This is a genomic window from Exiguobacterium alkaliphilum 12/1, assembly GCF_000714435.1.
Lineage (GTDB): Bacteria > Bacillota > Bacilli > Exiguobacteriales > Exiguobacteriaceae > Exiguobacterium > Exiguobacterium alkaliphilum.
In genome coordinates this window covers 1-20,000 of sequence record NZ_JJMW01000024.1, presented here as the reverse complement: position 1 = coordinate 20,000, position 20,000 = coordinate 1, and the positions used below count along the sequence as shown (strand labels likewise).

Sequence of the window (20,000 nt, the reverse complement as noted above, 5' to 3'; positions counted from 1 at the left end):
TCTTCGGCATCATCGGGCGCAGCGGTGCCGGGAAGAGCACGCTCATCCGGATGATCAACCTGCTCGAACGCCCGACGTCGGGCCAGGTCGAGATCGAAGGACAGGACATCACGAAACTCGGCAAAAAGGAGCTCTCGAAGCTCCGGCACCGCATCGGGATGATCTTCCAACATTACAACTTGCTGAAGACGGCAACGGTCGAAGAAAACGTCGCCATCCCGCTCCGCCTTGAAGGGCTCGATAAAGAGACGATCCGACAGCGGGTCGACAAATACCTCGACATCGTCGGACTGACCGACCATCGCAAGCATTACCCGGAACAGCTCTCGGGCGGACAGAAGCAACGCGTCGCCATCGCCCGTGCCCTCGCGCACGAGCCGGATATTCTCCTCAGCGACGAGGCGACGAGCGCACTCGACCCAGAGACGACCGAGTCGATTCTCGACTTGTTGCTCGAGATTAACCGCGAGCTCGGCTTGACGATCTTCCTAATCACCCACGAGATGGAAGTCATCGAACGGATCTGTGACCGTGTCGCCGTCATCGACGGCGGCAAGATCGTCGAGGAAGGCGACGTGCTCGACGTGTTCGCCGACCCGGTCCACGCGACGACGCAGAAATTCTTGAAGACGAACCTCGACGTGCCGGAAGAAGTCGTCAAGGAACTGAGCACGCACGGCACGCTCGTCCACTTGTCGTTCATCGGCAGCCAGACCGAACAGGCCGTCCTCGCCCAGTTGACGAAGCGGTTCGGGCTCCTCCCGAACATCATCGGCGGCGGCATCAAGAAGTTGAAACGCGGGCTCGTCGGCAACCTGCTCATCCATCTCGACGGGGATGTCGACAAGACCGACCAAGCCGTCCGCTATCTCGAAGCGAGCGGCGTGAAAGTGAAGGAGGTGACGAACCATGCTACAGTTCTGGGCCGACTGGGGTGACTTGATTTGGACCGGTACGATTCAAACGCTGACGATGACAGGCATCGCCCTCGTGATCTCGACGTTCATCGGACTGCCGCTCGGGACGTTGCTCGTGTTGACGCGTCCGAGCGGGCGCCTGGCGAACCGTTACGTCTACGGCGCGCTCTCGAGCGTCATCAACGTGGTCCGTTCGATCCCGTTCATCATCCTATTGTTCTTCATCTTGCCGTTCACACGGTTCATCATGGGGACGACGATCGGGGTACAAGGGGTGCTCCTCCCGCTCATCGTCTTCACGGCACCGTACATCGCACGTCTCATGGAGTCGGCGCTTCTCGAAGTCGACCGCGGCGTCGTCGAGGCGTACGAGGCGATGGGCATCTCGACACGGAAGATCATCTGGTACGTCCTCATCCGTGAGGCCCGCTCGTCGATCGTGCTCGGACTGACGATCGCGACGATCGGGTTGATCGGGGCGACCGCGATGGCCGGGCTCGTCGGGGCGGGTGGCCTCGGAGACATCGCCTATCAGTACGGCCATCTCCGCTTCGAGCCGGAAGTCATGTACGTGACGATCTTCGTCTTGATTTTGCTCGTCCAATCGATTCAATCGTTCGGCAACCGCTTGGCGGCCCGACTCAAGAAGGCATAAAAAAAGAGCGCTGCTGCGGCAGGGCTCTTACTTGTTGTCGAGCAGACGTTTCAGCTCGGCGATTCGGTCATGGCGCGGGATGAACGTCCGGATCTCTTTCTCGCTAAACCCGATTTGAATCCGATTGTCGTCGACGACGATCGGGCTCTTCAAAATCTGGGGGTGTGAGGCGACGAAACTGTACAGTTCTCGGAGCGACATCTCATCGAGCTGGTCGGCTGCCTGTTTGTACACGCTCTTTTGGACGGACAACAGGTCGGTCGTCCCGTTCTCGGTAAGGCGGAGCATGTCTTTGAACTCGTTGAACGACATCCCTTGGTCAGTCAATTTCTTCTCGATGAACGGGATGTTCTGTTCACGTAACCAATCAATCGTCTTGCGGGAAGAACTGCAGCTAGTATGTGTGAATACGGTGACCGTCACCACAACCACTTCTCCTTTGCGTCAAGTTGGATAGTTCTATTTTCTATCATTCATACGTCATGTAGCGGAATATGTTTCAAATCACATAGACTTTTTTCTCGTCTACCAAGGAATGATGTCCCTATCGGAAGGGTACATGACGAAAGAGACCATATTTTAAGGAGGAGTTCATATGTTCGATTATACGGTTACGACGGATCAATCAGTCGCAGACGTCGTCGAGAAGCTGAAAGGGACGCTCAAAGAAGAAGAGTTCGGCGTCCTTTGGGACTTTGACCTCGGGGCGACGCTTGAAGAGAAGGGGCAGGCGATTGATGGGGACTATCGCATCCTCGAGGTGTGCAACCCGAAAGAAGCGAAGAAAGTGTTGACGGCGCATCGCGAGGGCGGCTATTTCCTTCCATGTAAACTAGCCGTCTTCACGAAAGACGGGGCGACGCATGTCGGCATGCCGAAGCCGACGAGATTGATCGAGCTGATTGAGGACGATTCACTCCAAGTCATCGCACGAGACGTCGAGACTCGACTGACACGCGCCATCGATAACAGCATCTGAACGGATCACCCGCTACTATGGCGGGTTTTCTTATGTCATTGAAAGTAAGTAAATGGTAAAATTGGATTATCAAACAAAAAGGGGCGGTACGATTGAAGCCGAAGTTGATTGTAATCGCGTTGAGCATGCTCGTCCTCTCGGGGTGTGGGGACGAGCGCGACAGCGCACTGAAATTAGATTATATCGATGAACATTGGATCGTCGGACATTATTCGCTAAATCAGAAGGCAACGGCGGACGTCGGTACGGTACTCGAGGCGTGTACGGGGGACTTGACGACGACACTCGAGGGCGAACTGACCGTGCACGACACGATCGTGGTGAGTCGTCCGCCGTTCACGAACGCAGGTGATGACTTTATGTACAAGGCGGTCACGTATGTGGAAGGGGACCAACTGTACGCGGTCTGCCGGGACATGGTCTCGCCGAATCTCCAGGCCGAAGTCGTTCCATCGTTCCCTGAACAAGTCGTCACTTCCCAACCGGTCGACCGGGCGCCGGTCGTGTTACCGGTCTCAGCATCGGCCAAGAGAGCGTTCCTCGAAGCGGATGTGTTGCAGGACCATCCGTTCAAGCTCGAGCCGTTCGGTGATGCCGTGTTCGCGTTCTCGCAGGCGCTCTACGGTGAAATCGAGATTGCGATCGACGGCTGGCCAACGTTGTTCCCGCTACATATGTTCGAACCGGCGTCCGTAGGGATCGGTGACATCCAGATGATGTTCGCGTCAAGCGAGAGTGAGTCGTTGCCTTATCTCTTGATGCGTTACGGGGACGGACACATCTCTTCCCAACCACTCGAGGTGACGTTCGATGCGACGGAGCCGGCCCCTCGGTTCGAGTCGCTCGAGGTCGAACGGCTACCGATCGACACGGATGTCCTCATCCCGGACATTTCGTACCCCATCTTTGCATTTCATTATGAAAAGGACGGGAAGCGTGAGACGTCCGAAGTGACGTTGACGTATCGGGAAGGGACGTTCGACACCGAAGAAGAACGAGACTTGAGGCAGCGATTCGCAGACGAACAGTTGGCGATTCGGGGCGCGGAGCCGTATGTCTACGTCCATAAAAAACCGTTCAATTTTGATGAGACGCTCGCCTATCCAGATGTCCTCAAGGCGGCCGGCACCGATGTGGATGAGTTGATCGATGCCATCAAGTTAGCCGAGCCCGTCAAACGGAACGGCGAGACGGGGGAGTACACACGCTTGACGATCGTGAACGGCTTGAAAGGACAGCAGTTCGCCATCTCGTTCAAACAACGGTCGAAGAAGCGTGACGTATATATCACGGACCTCCTATCGGAACAGACGTATAAATTGACGAGCGGAGGGGCCGAGACGTTCTTCTCGTACTTCCCGGATCTGAAGCAGAAATGAGTAGGTTGAATATGAAGAAACGGACGTTAGCGGCACTCTCGCTATTGTTGGTGACTGCGGGTTGTTCGGAAGATGTGGACGTCGTCCGCTATGACCATGTCAAGGAGCACTGGCAAGCCGAACAGTTTAAAATCAACGCACGAGATGAACATGTCGACGCATATGCGTTACTAAACTCATGTAAGGATGATAAGCGCTTATCCGACTTAGAAGGAAAGACGTTTTCAGTGCTCGGGATGGCGTATGCGACGCGTGCCCCGTTTACAACTGACATCGATGATGGATACAGCTTTACCGAAGTAACATATATCGAAGGAGATGCGGTCTATGCGCTCTGTCGGTCAAACGAAATGGAAGGATACCACGCCGTCGAGCTCGAGGACCGGCCTCCTTACTTTCAAAATGAAGTCGGGATAGAGGTCTCACTTCTCCCGGCCGTCCATCTCGCGACTGAGAGAGAGCGAGACGCGTTAGATGAGCTGAACGCCTTCCATCAGGAAAAACAGGATATTCGCGTATATCCTGACACGCTCATGCGCATATCACCCGGGTTTAGCGGGACAATCGAGTTTAAGATTGGGGACAAGGTTGTCGACTTCCCGTCCTTCGATTTCAGCCCGCAGTTTAGCGAACAACAGAAGTTCGTGGCATTAGGCTACGATGCCTTGGCGAATCTTCCTCATTTTCTGTTGTCCCATGACGGTGTTCACTACAGTACGAGCGTCATGAAAGATAGTGACGTTCTCCTCCACGGTGCAGACAACCTTTCCGTCCGTCCCCGCTTTAAAGAAGGGAATATGAAACCGATGGAATCGTTTTTGCTGTATGACGTTACGATTGACGTAGACGGACAAAATCTCTCCAAATCCGTATCGATACGTTTTCAACCGAATGGATTGCGTACCGATGCAGGTGATGTAAACGGGAAATCGGTCGCGTACCTTCATAAACATCCTTACCATGCTGATGTACCGCTACCGTATCCGGACGCCGTCAGCGTGAGCGGAGAGGCGTATGTCCGATTGGTCCAAGCGCTCGAGTCAGCAACCTCTTCGACGAAAAGCGGTGAAGCGAAAGAGTACATGTATTTGACGCTGTTGCATGGAAATCTTGGACAACAGTTCGAGGTGAGTTACAAACAGCGCTCAAAAAAAGTTGACGTCTTCATTAAAGATATGAAGACCGGTAAAGCGTTCAAACTGTCAAGCGTCGGCGTAGAGACGTTCAAGGCGTTGTTTCCCCAAGCGTTCGAATGAAGAGACAACTAGTGCGTGGAACCATCTGGAACAGCCGATTGCGGGTGTTCCTTTCTTTTTTGCTGACAGAACACCACATGGTAAATACTTCAAACTCAAGATATTGACCATCCGTTGAAAAAGGTGCTAGCCGGGACTTTTCGCACACGTTACACTGAAATTCCAACGCATTAAAGGAATAAAGTCCTAAAATAAATCAACATATGAAGATGGGAATGATCGGAATGACACAACATATGAATCGCACACTGACAGCACCTGATGTCCTCACGACCATCGCCTCGAACATGGCGATGATCCGATTTGACCGCCAGCGTCGCGTCGTCGACGTGAACGACTTGTTCGCCAAGACGATGAAATATCGTCGGGATGAGATGCTCGGGATGCACCACCATTTGTTCTGTACGCCCGAATTCGTCGCTAGCCCTGGCTATCAGACGTTCTGGAACAAGCTGTTCAACGGCTTCAGCGCTGCCGACAAAATCGAGCGGGTCGACGCTCGCGGTGAATCGATTTGGCTCGAGGCGACGTATATGCCCATCTTCGAAGGGGACGAAGTCGTCGGGGTCGTCAAAATCGCCTCGGACATCACGGAGCGGCAGTTGACGATCGAACGGTATGCCAGAACGTTCCGGGACATTGCCGGGGACTTGGATGAACGTGCCCGGAGTGGGATGGAAGAGAGCCATCATTTGAAACAGACGATCGAACGGCTCGAACGAGACGCCTCCGTCAACTTGACAACGCTCGGCAAACTCCAAGACCAAGCCAGTGAAATCACAAAAATCGCCAGCACGATAAAAGAGATCGCCGCCCAGACGAACCTGTTGTCGCTGAACGCTGCCATCGAGGCGGCACGGGCCGGGGAACACGGCCTCGGGTTCAACGTCGTCGCGACCGAGGTCCGGAACTTGTCACGCCTCGTCGAACGGGCCGTTGTCGAGGTCCGGGCGAACACGGACGGGATGAACCGAGAATTGACCTCCATCGTCGACGGCGTCTCACGCTCGAACGAAGACATCCACGCGAGCGTCACCATCATGGAAGACACGTTGCGGCGCTTCGCGAGCATCGAGCAATCAGCCGATTCGTTGAACGGGACGACGGAGGCGTTCACGGGTGCCATATAAAAAACCAATCGACATGGGCGAAAGCCTCGGTCAATTGGTTTTTTTGATTTGGAGCGTGTGCCCGTTCGCTTTAAGCCAAGACGTCGCCGTCTTGACGTTCGGATAGATCGAGGCGACGGTCGACCAGAACGCCTTCGAATGGTCGAAGTGGATAAGGTGGGCCCATTCATGGGCGATGACATAGTCGAGCACCTCGGACGGCGCGAGCATGAGCCGGACGTTGATCGAGATCGTCCCGGTCGAGCTACATGAGCCCCAACGCGCCTTCTGATGCCCGATGCGAATCTTCTTTGCCCGGACGCCGAGTGTCCGTTCATATAGGAGTGAACGCGCGGTGACGTAACGGAGCGCCTCGACACGAAGGAACCGTTCATAGGCGGCACGGACGTGCGTCTCGTCCCACGTGTCGGGACAGATGAACGTGTCCTCTTCGAAGGCGAACGTATCGATGTTTTTCCGTCGGACGAGCGGCACCGTCTTCCCTTGGAATAACAACGTATCGGACGGCAATGCCGGCACGTGTGGAAGCGCCGCGAGCCGATCGTTGATCCAGTCCTTATGGTCATGCAAGATGGCCTCGACCGTCCGATTCGGGAGCCGGGCCGGGATGCGCAACTCGATTCCTTCAGGCGTCACGAAAAAGGCGGCGTATTTTCTGCGTTTATGGCGGATGACTTTCACGGTCATCGGTCTCACCCCCTCATCTTCTCGCTCGATTATAGAACACGTCTCGGAAAACCGCCACGCTTTTGCCGACAAGCCGATTGATATTTTTGATACAGTAAGGACAGGAGGGATGACTATGAAATCAATCTTACATCAAACGCTCGACCGGACCGGGACTGACTCGGTCAAATGGGACGGCCTCGAGCGCTGGTTCCGTTTGAAGTCTGACGTATTACCGTTATGGGTCGCCGATATCGATATCCGGACCGCACCAGCGATCAGCGAGGCGCTCGCAGCACGCGCGGCGACCGGGGAGTTCGGCTATACGCTGTTCTCACGTGAAGCGCAACGGGCGGTCAGTTCCTGGTATGGACGCCGTCACGAGACCGAGGTCGACCCGAACCACGTCTTGTTCTCGAACGGGGTCGTACCGGGGCTCACCCAGATCGTCGAGGCGCTCACCGAGACGGGGGACGGGGTCGTCATCCAGTCGCCGGTGTATCCGCCGTTCCATGAGCTCGTGACGGGGCTCGGGCGCGAACTGTTCGATGCGCCGCTCGAGCAAGTGGGCGGTCGGTTCGAGATGGACTTCGTCGCGCTCGAGGAGTCGATGCGCCAGGCGAAACTGTTCCTGCTCTGCTCCCCCCACAACCCGGTCGGCCGGGTATGGACCGAGGAGGAGTTGCAGCGCGTCATCGAACTGGCCAAGCGGCATGACGTCATCGTCGTGGCCGATGAGATCCATGCGGACTTGACGTTCCCGACACAACGACACGTCGCCCTCAACCGCCTCGATTCGAACGTCATCACGGTCAGTGCGCCGTCGAAGGCGTTCAATATCGCCGGGCTGTTCGCTTCCTATATCATCTGTCCGGACGATGTCTGGCGAAAACGGATCATCCAAGTCCAGAACAAGCATCACGTCTTGCCGACGCCGTTCGCGAACACGGCCATCGTCACGGCCTATACCGACCCGCGTGCCGAACGATGGCTCGACCAGTTGCGCGCCGAGCTCGAGGAACAGGCCGACTATCTCGTCGGACGAATCCAAGAATCGTTGCCCCGGCTGACCTGTTTCATGCCGGAGGCGAGCTATCTGTTGTGGGTCGACTTCGCGGCGCTCGGGCTCACCCCTGATGAGCGGAAGAAATGGTTGCAGCAGGACGTGCGTCTCTTCCTCTCCCCGGGGCCACCGTTCGGTATATCGGGACAAACGTTCGAGCGGATCAACTTCGGGACACGCCGCGCCATCCTCGACGAGGCGATTGAGCGCCTCGTACGTCAAATCGGTGAGACGACACAACCCGAAGGAAACGCGTTTGTATGAAACGAGAAACGGGAAAAATTTCACAACGAGCCGACAGACGAGGCGGGAGAAAGCAGGTGAGATGATGGAGATCAATTGGAAGAAAAAGATGGAGGAGCAGTTGAGACGGAGCGGCTTCACGCTTCAAGTCGAGAATATGGCTAACATCGGGATGACCGAGATTCATGCGACATCCTCTCCGCTCATCTTTTACCCGCTCCGGATTCGGCTTTATGAACGGATGGGGTGGCTCATGTGCACGGTGGACGCGACGACCGTGAACCGCAGTGACGACCATCCATTGTTCGAGCGCATGGTCGCAGCGGTGTTCGAGCGAATCGTACGCCATCTCTATCACGCCTATGGCTTTCACTTATTGACGTATATCGGAAACACCGGGAATTACATCGCCCCGAAAGAGTCGGAGACGGGGGAGATCGTCCGCTTGCTCGCCCAACTGTGGAACGACCGGTCTTATTTACATCTAGAGACGTATGAGGAGTTTCCCGCCCTTTACGTGACCCCGCCTTGGGCCCATCAGGCGTACGCGCTCGAGAGCACGGACGATGAGTGGATCGTGTATGCGGGGCGGAGTGGTCGGCCGGCGACCGATTATCGTGCCGACGGGACCGAGCTTCGTCCGCACCGGCTGAGTGAAGGGGATCTCTTCTTCCCCGTCGACCGCATCCCGAAAGAGCGGGGGGCACTCGCCCTCGCCGAGTGGCTGCGGCTCGAGCGTCGGGAAGTCGAGGACTTCATGCTCGCCTTCATGCGGACGATTCGAAAATTCGATCCGTCGTTCGGTTTCGCCTGGGGCGGGACGGAGACGTTCTTTCACGGCGTGCCCGTCGAACCGTACGCCCAAGTGCTCCGACTCGAGAACGGCAAACGCCGCTATCGCGTCATGAACAACTCGGCGAAACGGCTGTTCGCCGTCGCTGATGACCCATTGGAATGCCTGAACGAGGTCGAGCAGACGCTACGGACGGTGCGACTACCGGACGACCGCGTCTCATCGCTCGGTCAGCTCGTGATGGGGATTTGGCAACAGTTCGAGTCCGATGAGTCGACCTACATCCAAGAAGTCGCCTACCGCGGCATCTCCCAGTTCCAAATCGAGGAGAAAATCGGGCACGCCCTTGCCAATCAGCAACGTATCCGCTGGATCGAGAAGACCGATCCGCACCAGTCCGTCATCGAGTATGCCTATTTGCGGATCACGTTCCCGAAACGACCGCCTGGACTTGTCACCGTCGAACCGATCGAATCCCCATACGAAAGAGGTGCCTTATGAGAATTGTCGATGCACGCGCGATGCCGATTAGTCACGAAGACCTGATTGCCGTGACCGAATCGTCTGTCTATTACCGACAGAAGCGAGGCGAGACCGCCTTCTCGATTTATCGTTACGACGAGGAGGACGGGGCCGTCGCCGAGATCAATCAACGTACGTATGAAGATTACGGCATGGCCAAGCTGTTCATGAGTGATGGGCGTGTCTACTTTCTGAACGAGGCGCCAGACCGTACGGGTGTCGTCCGGACAGAACTTGTCTCGCTCGAATATCGGACTGGACGAGAGGACGTGCTCGCGACGTTCGAAAAGCGAGGGAACAGTACACTCTATTGGGTGCTCGGCGACCGCTACTTCCTCTTCTTGACGAGCTATGGGACGACGGACGAGGCGTGGCTGTTAGACGTAGAGACGAATCAAGGCGTGGCTGTTAGACGTAGAGACGAATCAACAGGAACGGATCCGAGACGAACGTCTCATCGGTCAGGCCGGCCGGTTCCGCGAGCTGTATTTGTTTACGGCTTCGTTCGAAGGCGTCCCTTACATCATTTGCAACGCCCGACTCGACGAGTTTGACTATTATGAGGCGCTCGAGTCCGGTCTCGTCTCCCCGGACGATCCAATCGATCACTCTGAGGCGATTCTCGTTTGTTCGCTCGACGAGGCGGTCGATGCGATTTGGTCGAAGGCGGAGCGCATCCCGTTCGATGACCTAATTCGCCTGCACGGGGAAGGGGACACCGTGCAATATTTGGGTGAACGGGACGGGAAGCTCCGCTTCGCGGCCTTCATCGACGAGGCGAACGAGGAGACGATTTATGAACTGACGGCACCGGACGTACTGCGTGAAGTCGCCGTCATCGACTGGGGCGCCTACGAGCCGCTCGATTTCACGTATGACGATGTCAGTTCGACGATTTTCATCAAAGTGGAGGAGTCGGACGAGCACACAGAACTGATCGATGCGACGTCCGGCGCCCGTTTCCTCGACACGGCTCCGTTCGAGCGTGTGCTCGGTGGGACATACTTCATCCATGAGTCGGCTGAAGGTGACCAAGGCGTGAGTATCTTCCACCTCGAGGCGAACGAACGCCAACGGTTCGAGAACGCATATTATACTGTGCTCGACGAGACGATTATCATCTTGTCGACACGTCAATTATGAAAAGCACCCCCGTCCTCATCGAGAGAGCGGGGGTGCTTCACGTCTTTGGTTTACATAATATATTATAGTAAACCTGTTATTGCCTGAATTTTTTTCTCATCACCGATATGGGCATATACTTGCGTCGTCGCGACCGATTCATGGCCGAGCAACTGTTGAATCGTCAAGACATCGACCCCGGCCATCGCCAGACGCGAGGCAAACGTGTGACGCAGTTTGTGCGGCGTCACTTGCTTGTGTACCAAGAACGATAGATACGGTTTCAAGCGATCGATGTGACGCTTGAGCATATGTTGAACCGTGCGGACGGAGAGTCGCTCTCCCTTGTCATTTTTGAAGACGGGGCCGCGTTCTGAACTCCATTCGGTCAGGAGTGCCACGAGCGGGGCGGCGAGGGGGACGATTCGTTCCTTGTCGCCTTTTCCGATGACGCGCATCGACCTCGTCGTCAAGTCGATGTCGCTCCAATCGAGTCCCGTCAGTTCCGATACGCGGATGCCCGACAGGCCGAGCAATTGGATGATGAGGAAATCGCGCTCGCGATTCCGCTCGTACCAGGCGGCCTCGCGGTCGCTCATACCGACGTTGCTGCGCACGAGCGTCGAGAAATCGAGCCATTCGGACTCCGTTAAATAGACGGGGTTACGTTTCGCTCGTTTCGGGCGCTCGACAGTTTGGAACGGGTTCGTCCCCGTGACGCCGGTCTCGATTAGGAAGTGGAACAGTGACTGCATCGAGGACAGTTTGCGGTTGATGACGCTCGCGGCGTTGTCGAGCTCGAGGGCGAGGTACGTCGCGTACGCCTCGGCCCCGGCATGGTCGAACTCGACGAACGATTCGATTTCGACCGATGACGGGTCGACCTCGGATGCACTCGCGGTCTCGACCCAGCGGAAGAAATCCAAAAAATCATACAGATAGCGCTGCGCGGTCTGCTCCGAGTAGTGTTTGGCGGCCATGTGGTTCAAGAACCGTTGGATGAAGCCCGGCATGCGTTCATAGCCGCTCAAGTTGAAACGTCTCGCGTCGACTTTCGTCGGTGATTGGCCGAGCTGGCGGAATATACTCAAAAAATCGCTCCTTGCTTAATGATGGATTGACGTGACGATGCGGTCTTTCCCGGCCTGTTTCCCGGCCCGGAGCCGGTCGTCCGCCTCTTTGACGAGCGTATCGACATCTTTGAACCCATGCCACGTCGTGACACCGAATGTCAACGTCACACTGAGCCGACGTCCCTCGTAAATCGTCTCGAGTGATTTGATTTGTTGTCGCAACCGGTCGATCGTTTCCGCTGCCTCGTCCTCGCTTTGACCCGCCAAGAACAAGAGAAATTCTTCCCCACCCCAACGGACGGCGATGCTGTCTGTTCGCGCGAGCGCGGAGGCGACTTGTTTGAGCACGAGGTCGCCGCAATCATGGCCGTGTTGTTCGTTAAACGACTTGAAATGGTCGATGTCAGCGAGAGCGATGGTATATGGGCGTCCCGATACGACAGCTTCGCGGATGGCCTCCTCGACCAAACGATATCCGGTCGTTCGATTATAGAGCCCGGTCAGCCCGTCACGGGAGGCGAGGGTATGCAGCCGTTCGTTCGACCGTTCGAGCTCGGACGTTACCTCGACGACAGCCCCTTCAAAGATGAGGGAGAGTCCGGCGACCAAGGCGATCGTCGCGAGTAAGCACGTCACCCCAATGACTTGCTCCAGGGTCGGACTGAGCGGCGACGTCCCGTCCGTCACGGTCACATATAAATAGCCGTAGATTCCCATGGCGAGCATCGTCGAGGCGATGCGAATGGCCCGGCTGACGTTCGGCATGAAGAACACGCCATAGGCGACCATGAGGATGAAATAGTGGACGTTCGCGCCCCAGCCGAGGACGATGGTCGAGATGATGGCGTTATAGACGACCTCGACGAAGAGACCGATGAAGAACGTCCGATAATATCGTTTATGTACAAAATAAAAAGACAACGTGTAATAGAGAACGCTGAGTATGTTCGACCAGGCGAGGGTCGTGACGTCAAGTCGCCAAAACGTGATCAAGAACACGACATGGATGACCCAAGCGAACACGTTCCCGTAAAAAGTGATGCGGTAATTATATAGTGTACCGCGACGTTCCTCATAGGCTGTTCCCACGCGAACACCTCCTTTTTTCATTATACCGAACCCATTCTCATTTGCCCATGCCTATCCAACAATCGATTAAAATAGACACGCGCAAACGTCTTTAATTCGCGCGTATAGTTGCGTGAAATAGATATTTCACGCAACGTTCGTTCACACGTCATTTCCATCCGAGACACACATCGACCTGCGAACCAGAAAAATAATGTCATATATCACGGTTTACATAATAAGTTATGGTGAACCAATTGATTTGTTTTAAAAATTTGAAAGAGTTACAGTTGTATGATAAAAGAAAATAAAGCTTGAAACGGTGATTCAGGTAAAGGTACACTGAGAACGTAAACAAAAGGGGGATTTCAGGATGGACGATCAACGTTTGAAACAATGGCTCACCGAGGCGAAGACGATTGCTGTCGTCGGCGTGTCAGCGAACCCGAACAAGACCGCGAACCAAATCGCAGATTATTTGATCTTGCAAGGTTACACAGTCATCCCTGTCAATCCAACGCTCGAGACGTGGAACGGACGCAAAGTCTATCCGACGGTCGAGAGCATCCCGGGGCGCGTCGATATCGTCGACGTCTTCCGACGCAATGAGTATTTGGCCGGCGTGGCCGAAGATGCGGTCCGACATGGGGATGTCGGTCTCGTCTTCAACCAGCTCGGGCTCACCAGCCCGGACGCCGAGCGGATCGCTCGCGATGCCGGACTCGACTACATCGAAAATCGATGCATCTATGTCGAGCACGCCCGCCTTCTCGGTTAAGACCTACCTCCTTGGTAGGTCTCCTTTTTTTCACGAGCCCCGCTCGCGGAGGGAGGCTTGCCAGAATCCAAAAACAGCTATACAATAGGATAGAAAAACGAACGTGTGTTCGAAATTGAGGTGACGAAGATGTCAACAGACTTATTTAATTACAATGAAGACGCCATCCAGGTGCTCGAAGGACTGACTGCTGTCCGGAAACGTCCGGGGATGTACATCGGTTCGACCGACCATCGCGGCTTGCACCATCTCGTCTATGAGATCGTCGATAACGCAATCGATGAGGCGCTCGCCGGATTCGGTGGCCAAATCGATGTGACCATCCATAAAGATGACGCCATCACGGTACGCGACCACGGGCGCGGCATGCCGACGGGGATGCACGCCTCCGGGAAACCGACGCCAGAGGTCATCTTCACGGTGCTCCACGCCGGCGGTAAGTTCGGCCAAGGCGGCTATAAGACGTCAGGTGGACTCCACGGGGTCGGCGCCTCGGTCGTGAACGCACTCTCGAGCAAGGTACTCGTCACGATCTATCGTGACGGCAAAGTGTTCGAGCAGACGTTTGCTGACGGCGGGATCCCGCAGACGACGCTCCTCGAGACCGGAAAGACGCGTCAGACGGGGACGAGCGTCTACTTCAAGCCGGACGCTTCGATCTTCTCGACAACGACATATAACTACGACACGCTCGCTGAACGGCTCCGTGAATCGGCATTCCTGTTAAAAGGATTGACGATCACGTTGAAAGACGAACGAACTGACAAGGAAGAGACGTTCCATTACGAGGAAGGGATCGCCGAGTTCGTCCAATATTTGAACGACGACAAGGCGACGCTTCATCCGATCGTCTACTTCGAAGGGACGGAGAACGATATCGAGCTCGAGCTCGCCTTCCAGTTCACGGACGCCTATTCCGAGAACGTCCTCTCGTTCGTCAACAACGTCCGGACACGTGACGGCGGCACGCACGAGATCGGCGCCAAGACGGCGATGACCCGCATCGTGAATGAGTACGCCCGTAAGAACGGATTGTTGAAAGAAAAAGACAAGAACCTCGACGGTGGTGACGTCCGCGAAGGCTTGACGCTCATCGTCTCGGTACGGATCCCGGAAGAGTTCCTCCAGTTCGAGGGGCAGACGAAGTCGAAACTCGGTTCGCCCGAGGCCCGTACGAGCGCCGATAGCGTCATGGCCAAACAACTGACGATCTTTCTCGAGGAGAACCCGCAGATGGCGACGATGCTCATCAAGAAGGCGATCCGCGCCGCCCAGGCCCGCGAAGCCGCCCGGAAAGCCCGTGAAGAGGCGCGCAACGGCAAGAAGAAGAAACGTTCGAACATCTTGAACGGGAAACTGACGCCAGCGACGTCGAAGAACGCCGCCAAGAACGAACTGTTCCTCGTCGAGGGTGACTCGGCCGGCGGTTCGGCCAAACAGGGCCGCGACCGGACGTTTCAGGCCATCCTGCCGCTGCGTGGGAAAGTCATCAACTCGGAGAAGTCGAAACTCCAGGACATCATGAAGAATGAGGAGATCAACACGATCATCCACGCGATCGGGGCCGGGGTCGGCCACGACTTCGACCTCGAGGACTGCAATTTCGACAAAATCATCATCATGACCGATGCCGATACGGACGGGGCCCACATCCAAGTGCTCCTGTTGACGTTCTTCTTCCGCTATATGCGCCCGCTCGTCGAGGCCGGCAAAGTGTTCGTCGCCTTGCCGCCGCTCTATCGGATCTCGAAAGGGAAAGGCAAGTCGGAACAGTTCGAGTACGCTTGGGACGAAGAAGCGCTCGAGAAGCTCGTCAAAGTGTATAAGAAGGGCTATATCCTCCAGCGCTACAAAGGTCTCGGTGAGATGAACGCCGACCAGCTATGGGAGACGACGATGAACCCAGACACACGGACGCTCATCCGTGTCACGGTCGACGACGCTGCCGTCGCCGACAAGCGTGTCTCGGTGCTCATGGGGGACAATGTCGCCCATCGCCGGGAATGGATCGAGGAGAACGTCGCCTTCGGCCTCCAGGAAGATGATTCGATCATCGCCAATGAACACGTGACTAAAGCGATTGAGGAAGTGATGTAACGATGTCGACGATTCAACATATTTTAAACTTGTCGCTCGAACAGGTCGTCGGTGACCGCTTCGGGCGTTACTCGAAATATATCATCCAGGACCGGGCCCTCCCGGACGCGCGCGACGGGCTCAAACCCGTTCAACGCCGCATCCTGTATGCGATGCACCATGAAGGCAACACGAACGAGAAACCGTACCGCAAATCGGCCAAGACGGTCGGGAACGTCATCGGTAACTATCACCCGCACGGTGATAGTTCCGTCTATGAGGCGATGGTACGCCTATCGCAGGACTGGAAGTTGCGTTACCCGCTCATCGACATGCACGGGAACAACGGCTCGATGGACGGCGACTCGGCCGCCGCGATGCGGTATACCGAGGCCCGTCTGTCGAAGATTGCTGGCGTCATGCTGACGTCGATCTCGAAGAACACGGTCGACTATACGCCGAACTTTGACGATTCGACCGAAGAGCCGCTCGTTTTGCCGTCACTCCTCCCGAACCTGCTCATGAACGGGACGACGGGGATCTCTGCCGGTTATGCGACCGAGATTCCGCCGCATAACTTGACCGAGGTGCTCAATCTCGCCATCGCCCGCCTGAAAGGTCAGGTCCAAACGGCGACGGAAGCGCTCGAGTACATGCAAGGACCGGATTTCCCGTCCGGCGGGATCGTCATGGGTCGCGACGGCATCTTGAAGGCGTTCGAGACCGGAAAAGGCAAGGTCATCATCCGTGCCAAATCGGTCATCGAACCGCTCAAGGGTGGCCGTGAACAAATTACGATCACGGAGCTCCCATATGAGGTGAACAAGGCGAACCTCGTCAAGAAGATGGAAGAACTCCGTCTCGACAAGAAGGTCGAAGGCGTCGCCGAGGTCCGCGATGAGACAGACCGGACCGGCGTCCGCGTCGTCATCGAGTTGAAGAAAGAGGCCGATGCGGAAGGTGTGCTCCACTTCTTCTTGAAGCATACCGACCTGCAGCTCGCCTACAACTACAACATGGTCTCGATCGTCAACCGGACGCCGAAACAGATGGGGCTGCTGCCGATCATCGATGCCTATTTGAAACACGTCGAAGAGGTCGTGACGCGGCGGACGACGTTCGAGCTCGAGCAGGCGAAGAAACGCGCCGAAATCGTCGACGCGCTTGAACAGGCCATCTCGGTCTTAGATGAGACGCTCGAACTCATCCGTTCGGCGAAAGATAAAGCCGAGGCGAAACAGAAGCTCATGGCGCGCTTCTCGTTCTCGGACCGCCAAGCCGAAGCGGTCGTCATGCTTCAATTGTATCGCTTGACGAACACGGATATCGTCGAGCTTCAAAAAGAGGCGAAGGCGCTCCAAAAAGAGATCACGCGTCTCGCGAACATCTTGAACGTCGACGCGACGAAACGAAAGCTCATCTCGAAAGAACTCACGGCGCTCCGTGACGAGTTCGGTGATGCGCGACGTTCGGTCATCGAGTCTGAGGTCGAGGAGTTGAAGCTGAAGACCGAGGTCATGATCGCCGTCGAAGAGACGATGGTCTTCGTCAGCCGTGACGGTTACGTCAAACGCTCGTCGATGCGCTCATACGGCGCCTCGAGCGACGAGATGCCGGACATGAAAGACAAGGACCGTCCTGTCCTCGTCACCCAGGCAATGACGACGGACCACTTGCTCGTCTGGACGAACAAAGGCAGCTACTTGCTCATCCCGGTCCATCAGATTCCGGAGTCGAAGTGGAAGGATGCCGGACAGCACGTGGCCAACCTCGTCCCGATCGAGGGCGAACAGGTCGTCTCGGCCGATGTCGTCTCGACGTTCGATACCGACGCACACTGCCTGTTCGTGACGCGTGACGGCATGGTCAAACGGACGCCGCTCCGTGACTATGACGCCCAGCGCAAGTCGAAGGCGCTCATGGCGTTGAAGTTAAAAGGCGACGATACGGTCGTCTTCGCAGGCATCAGCGACGGGCCGGGACAATTGTTCCTCGTCTCGGAGCGTGGCTATGGCCTCTGGTTCAAGGAAGATGACGTGCCGGTCGTCGGCCAGCGTGCCGCCGGCGTCAAGGCGATGAACTTGAAGGATGGCGATACGGTCGCCGATGCGTTTACCTTCTTCACGCCGCCACTGTTCGTTCTCGTGACGCAGCGTGGCGCGGTCAAGAAGATGAAGCTCGAAGCGCAGTTCGATTGCACGAACCGTAACTTGCGTGGGACGATGCTCATCCGTGAAGTCAAATCGAAACCGCACCAGATTCGTCGTGTGCTCCCGGTCCATGACGATGAGACGCTCCACATCATCGGGAAAGAGAAAGCGAAGACGGTCAAGACGAAGCAGTTGACGCTCTTGGATCGCTACGCCAACGGCTCGTTCGTGTTTGACGAGGAGACGTTCGGAGAGATTGAGGACGTGTACCTCGATTAACGTATGAACCCCTGTACAACAGACGTTGTGCAGGGGTTTTTGGTTTCGGTATACTAGAGGGAATAGACGAAAGTGAATCCACGAACGAGGAGACCATTCCATGCACGATTTGCTGAACGACCCACACATGAACAATTATCCGGAATTTCGCACGTTTTGTGAATTGAAGCGTCGAGGATTACGTAAACAGGCACTTGCCGCCATGGCGCCGTTTCTTAAAACGGTGGAGACATGGAGTTTTGAACAACGACAGGAATTCGTTGCCTGGCTATACACGCATGACGAATCGTCCGACCCAGATGACTCCTATAATATATTCGTGTATTCGCTCGTAACGAACGTACTACAACCGACTCTCTATGAGTGGAAGCAGCGTTTTCCGAATGACCCTCGTCCCTATCGCTGGCTACAAGAGTATGAACAGGCATTCGCACTTGGTGGGCTTTCGGAACAGATTGCAGTCCAAGCGCTCATGGATCAAAAGATATTTGCACTTTGGTTCGCATTTCATCACATTAACGAAAATCTCTATCTCAGTGAGGTCGATGAGGACAGAGGTATCATCATAGAAGCGCGACAGCTGAACCAGTACGTACTTAGTGAAGAAAAGCGAGCGGAATATGAGGCAGAACTTAAATACTATAGCGACTTGCTGGCGGATTGGGTGGCTTACACTCATGCGGATTCGGAGAATGAGAGTTTTCTCGACTGGTGTGAGCGGTACGAACGAAATTACCTGTTCACGGAAAGCTATTATTATGAGTAGTAAACCTAAAGACGCTCGAAGCGTCTTTTTTTAATTGCATTTTAAATGCCAGCCTCCATCAGATAGCGCTCCAAATCGGCCTGTTGGCGCAAGTGATGCCGGGTATGCATCTCAATGAGGTCGTACCATTCCTGTGCGTTCAGCCAGCCAAAACCGCCATGCTCGGCTTTGACGTCACGATTTGCCGCGCGGGCGAGCGGTTCGAGGCGTTTTAAACGCACAGACAACTCGTCGATTCTTCGTTCGAGCGTCTCACGCTTGTCCGTATTGTTCGGGGGCTGATTCATCTCGTCCGGCAAACGGATTTTAACTGGAGGGAACCCGCCGGCATGGAACAATCGTTCACCGAACTCGGTCTTCCCGCGTGGTTGTTCTTCGTGTGAGGCGAGACACCGTTCAATCTCGTCCGCATATTCCTCGGCCACTACGATGATGTGGTCGTACATCTGTCCGATTGACCAGACGTCTGCTGCTTCCTGATAGCGCAACTGCCGTTCGGTATACCCGTCCAAGTCTTCTTTGAACTGGGATAACACAGCGATCGACATACCGTTCCTCCTTTGCCCCTGTTCTCATGTCAGTATATCACGAGGTGGATCGGTACTTTCTAATAGGAGCGGGTATTTCGAAAAGGAACAAGGCCATCGTTTGGCGAATGGGATAAGAGGAAAAATCTTGGGGGGATCACTATGTCTCAATGGCTCGACTGGGCCAAACGGCTACAGGCCCTGGCACAGGCCGGTCTGACGTTCACAAAAGACGAATTCGATCGCGAACGTTACGTCGAACTGCAACAGATTGCGACCGAGATGTTCGAACGACAGTCAGACCTCGCATTGGACGAGGTCACGAAACTGACGCATGTCGACGGTTACCCGACACCGAAACTTGACGTACGCGGCGTCGTCTTCCGGGACGATGCAATCTTGCTCGTCAAGGAGCGGTCGGACGGGCTTTGGACGTTACCGGGTGGCTTTTGTGAGGTCGGGTTGTCCCCGGCTCAAAATATCATCAAGGAGATCGAGGAAGAGGCCGGGTTCCATGTCGTACCGGTGCGCCTGCTCGCGCTGTTCGATATGCATCAT

20 protein-coding genes are annotated in these 20,000 nt (G+C 55.6%); 15 read left to right on the top strand and 5 right to left on the bottom strand.

The features are described 5' to 3' along the window. On the top strand, positions 1-938 hold a 938-nt coding region (locus RT52_RS06125), incomplete at its 5' end, for a methionine ABC transporter ATP-binding protein (protein ID WP_034815879.1). Further along, on the top strand, positions 910-1,572 hold the full coding sequence (locus tag RT52_RS06120) for a methionine ABC transporter permease (RefSeq protein ID WP_034808133.1): 663 nt from the start codon (positions 910-912) through the stop codon (positions 1,570-1,572). The genes RT52_RS06125 and RT52_RS06120, both read left to right, overlap by 29 nt. A 27-nt stretch (positions 1,573-1,599) precedes the next feature. Here the strand turns inward: RT52_RS06120 and RT52_RS06115 are convergent, their stop codons facing one another. Next, entirely contained in the window at positions 1,600-1,995 is a 396-nt protein-coding gene (locus tag RT52_RS06115) for a Spx/MgsR family RNA polymerase-binding regulatory protein (RefSeq protein WP_034808156.1), read from the bottom strand. A gap of 172 nt (positions 1,996-2,167) precedes the next feature. Between RT52_RS06115 and RT52_RS06110 the strand changes: the two genes are divergently transcribed. From RT52_RS06110 to RT52_RS17035, 4 genes are all read left to right on the top strand, one after another. Further along, a complete protein-coding gene (locus RT52_RS06110) occupies positions 2,168-2,551 on the top strand; it encodes a DUF302 domain-containing protein (protein ID WP_034815876.1) in 384 nt (127 codons plus the stop codon). Between the two features lie 92 nt (positions 2,552-2,643). Beyond that, a complete protein-coding gene (locus RT52_RS06105) occupies positions 2,644-3,930 on the top strand; it encodes a hypothetical protein (RefSeq protein WP_034815873.1) in 1,287 nt (428 codons plus the stop codon). A gap of 11 nt (positions 3,931-3,941) precedes the next feature. Beyond that, positions 3,942-5,186: a hypothetical protein gene (locus RT52_RS06100; protein WP_034815870.1), complete on the top strand. Its 1,245-nt coding sequence runs from the start codon at positions 3,942-3,944 to the stop codon at positions 5,184-5,186. Positions 5,187-5,401: 215 nt separating this feature from the next. Next, a complete protein-coding gene (locus tag RT52_RS17035; RefSeq protein WP_276324949.1) occupies positions 5,402-6,316 on the top strand; it encodes a methyl-accepting chemotaxis protein in 915 nt (304 codons plus the stop codon). A gap of 30 nt (positions 6,317-6,346) precedes the next feature. Here RT52_RS17035 and RT52_RS06090 read toward each other — a convergent pair whose 3' ends face one another. Further along, positions 6,347-7,003 carry a M48 family metallopeptidase gene (locus tag RT52_RS06090; protein ID WP_034815868.1) on the bottom strand — a complete coding sequence of 219 codons (657 nt, stop codon included), beginning with the start codon at positions 7,001-7,003 and terminating at the stop codon, positions 6,347-6,349. Between the two features lie 115 nt (positions 7,004-7,118). Between RT52_RS06090 and RT52_RS06085 the strand changes: the two genes are divergently transcribed. The 4 genes from RT52_RS06085 to RT52_RS16710 all read left to right on the top strand — a co-directional run bounded on the left by RT52_RS06085 (position 7,119) and on the right by RT52_RS16710 (position 10,746). Next, a complete protein-coding gene (locus tag RT52_RS06085) occupies positions 7,119-8,309 on the top strand; it encodes a MalY/PatB family protein (protein ID WP_051690290.1) in 1,191 nt (396 codons plus the stop codon). 61 nt (positions 8,310-8,370) lie between these two features. Next, positions 8,371-9,582, top strand: a complete 1,212-nt coding sequence (locus RT52_RS06080) for a hypothetical protein (protein WP_034815884.1) — start codon at positions 8,371-8,373, stop codon at positions 9,580-9,582. Next, positions 9,579-10,157 (top strand): hypothetical protein, encoded by a 579-nt coding sequence (locus tag RT52_RS16715; RefSeq protein ID WP_245175475.1) that lies wholly within the window; start codon positions 9,579-9,581, stop codon positions 10,155-10,157. The genes RT52_RS06080 and RT52_RS16715 overlap by 4 nt, the downstream gene beginning before the upstream one ends. Further along, on the top strand, positions 10,093-10,746 hold the full coding sequence (locus tag RT52_RS16710; RefSeq protein ID WP_245175474.1) for a hypothetical protein: 654 nt from the start codon (positions 10,093-10,095) through the stop codon (positions 10,744-10,746). The genes RT52_RS16715 and RT52_RS16710 overlap by 65 nt, the downstream gene beginning before the upstream one ends. A gap of 62 nt (positions 10,747-10,808) precedes the next feature. On the opposite strand, the gene RT52_RS06070 is transcribed toward RT52_RS16710, so the two are convergent. Both RT52_RS06070 and RT52_RS06065 read right to left on the bottom strand, forming a co-directional pair. Then, entirely contained in the window at positions 10,809-11,816 is a 1,008-nt protein-coding gene (locus RT52_RS06070) for a tyrosine-type recombinase/integrase (RefSeq protein WP_034815866.1), read from the bottom strand. A 15-nt stretch (positions 11,817-11,831) separates the two neighbouring features. Next, on the bottom strand, positions 11,832-12,887 hold the full coding sequence (locus tag RT52_RS06065; RefSeq protein ID WP_034815863.1) for a GGDEF domain-containing protein: 1,056 nt from the start codon (positions 12,885-12,887) through the stop codon (positions 11,832-11,834). A 352-nt stretch (positions 12,888-13,239) separates the two neighbouring features. On the opposite strand from RT52_RS06065, the gene RT52_RS06060 reads away from it, so the two are divergent. From RT52_RS06060 to RT52_RS06045, 4 genes are all read left to right on the top strand, one after another. Continuing rightward, positions 13,240-13,644 carry a CoA-binding protein gene (locus tag RT52_RS06060; protein ID WP_021067467.1) on the top strand — a complete coding sequence of 135 codons (405 nt, stop codon included), beginning with the start codon at positions 13,240-13,242 and terminating at the stop codon, positions 13,642-13,644. A gap of 129 nt (positions 13,645-13,773) precedes the next feature. Then, positions 13,774-15,741 carry a DNA topoisomerase IV subunit B gene (gene parE / locus RT52_RS06055; protein WP_034815881.1) on the top strand — a complete coding sequence of 656 codons (1,968 nt, stop codon included), beginning with the start codon at positions 13,774-13,776 and terminating at the stop codon, positions 15,739-15,741. A 2-nt stretch (positions 15,742-15,743) separates the two neighbouring features. Continuing rightward, on the top strand, positions 15,744-18,149 hold the full coding sequence (parC, locus tag RT52_RS06050; RefSeq protein WP_034815861.1) for a DNA topoisomerase IV subunit A: 2,406 nt from the start codon (positions 15,744-15,746) through the stop codon (positions 18,147-18,149). Between the two features lie 100 nt (positions 18,150-18,249). Beyond that, positions 18,250-18,915, top strand: coding sequence for a hypothetical protein (locus RT52_RS06045; protein WP_034815859.1), 666 nt, complete (start codon positions 18,250-18,252; stop codon positions 18,913-18,915). A 41-nt stretch (positions 18,916-18,956) separates the two neighbouring features. Here the strand turns inward: RT52_RS06045 and RT52_RS06040 are convergent, their stop codons facing one another. Continuing rightward, on the bottom strand, positions 18,957-19,463 hold the full coding sequence (locus tag RT52_RS06040) for a DinB family protein (protein ID WP_034815857.1): 507 nt from the start codon (positions 19,461-19,463) through the stop codon (positions 18,957-18,959). A 141-nt stretch (positions 19,464-19,604) separates the two neighbouring features. Between RT52_RS06040 and RT52_RS06035 the strand changes: the two genes are divergently transcribed. Next, the coding region (locus RT52_RS06035; protein ID WP_034815855.1) for an NUDIX hydrolase at positions 19,605-20,000 on the top strand (396 nt) is incomplete at its 3' end.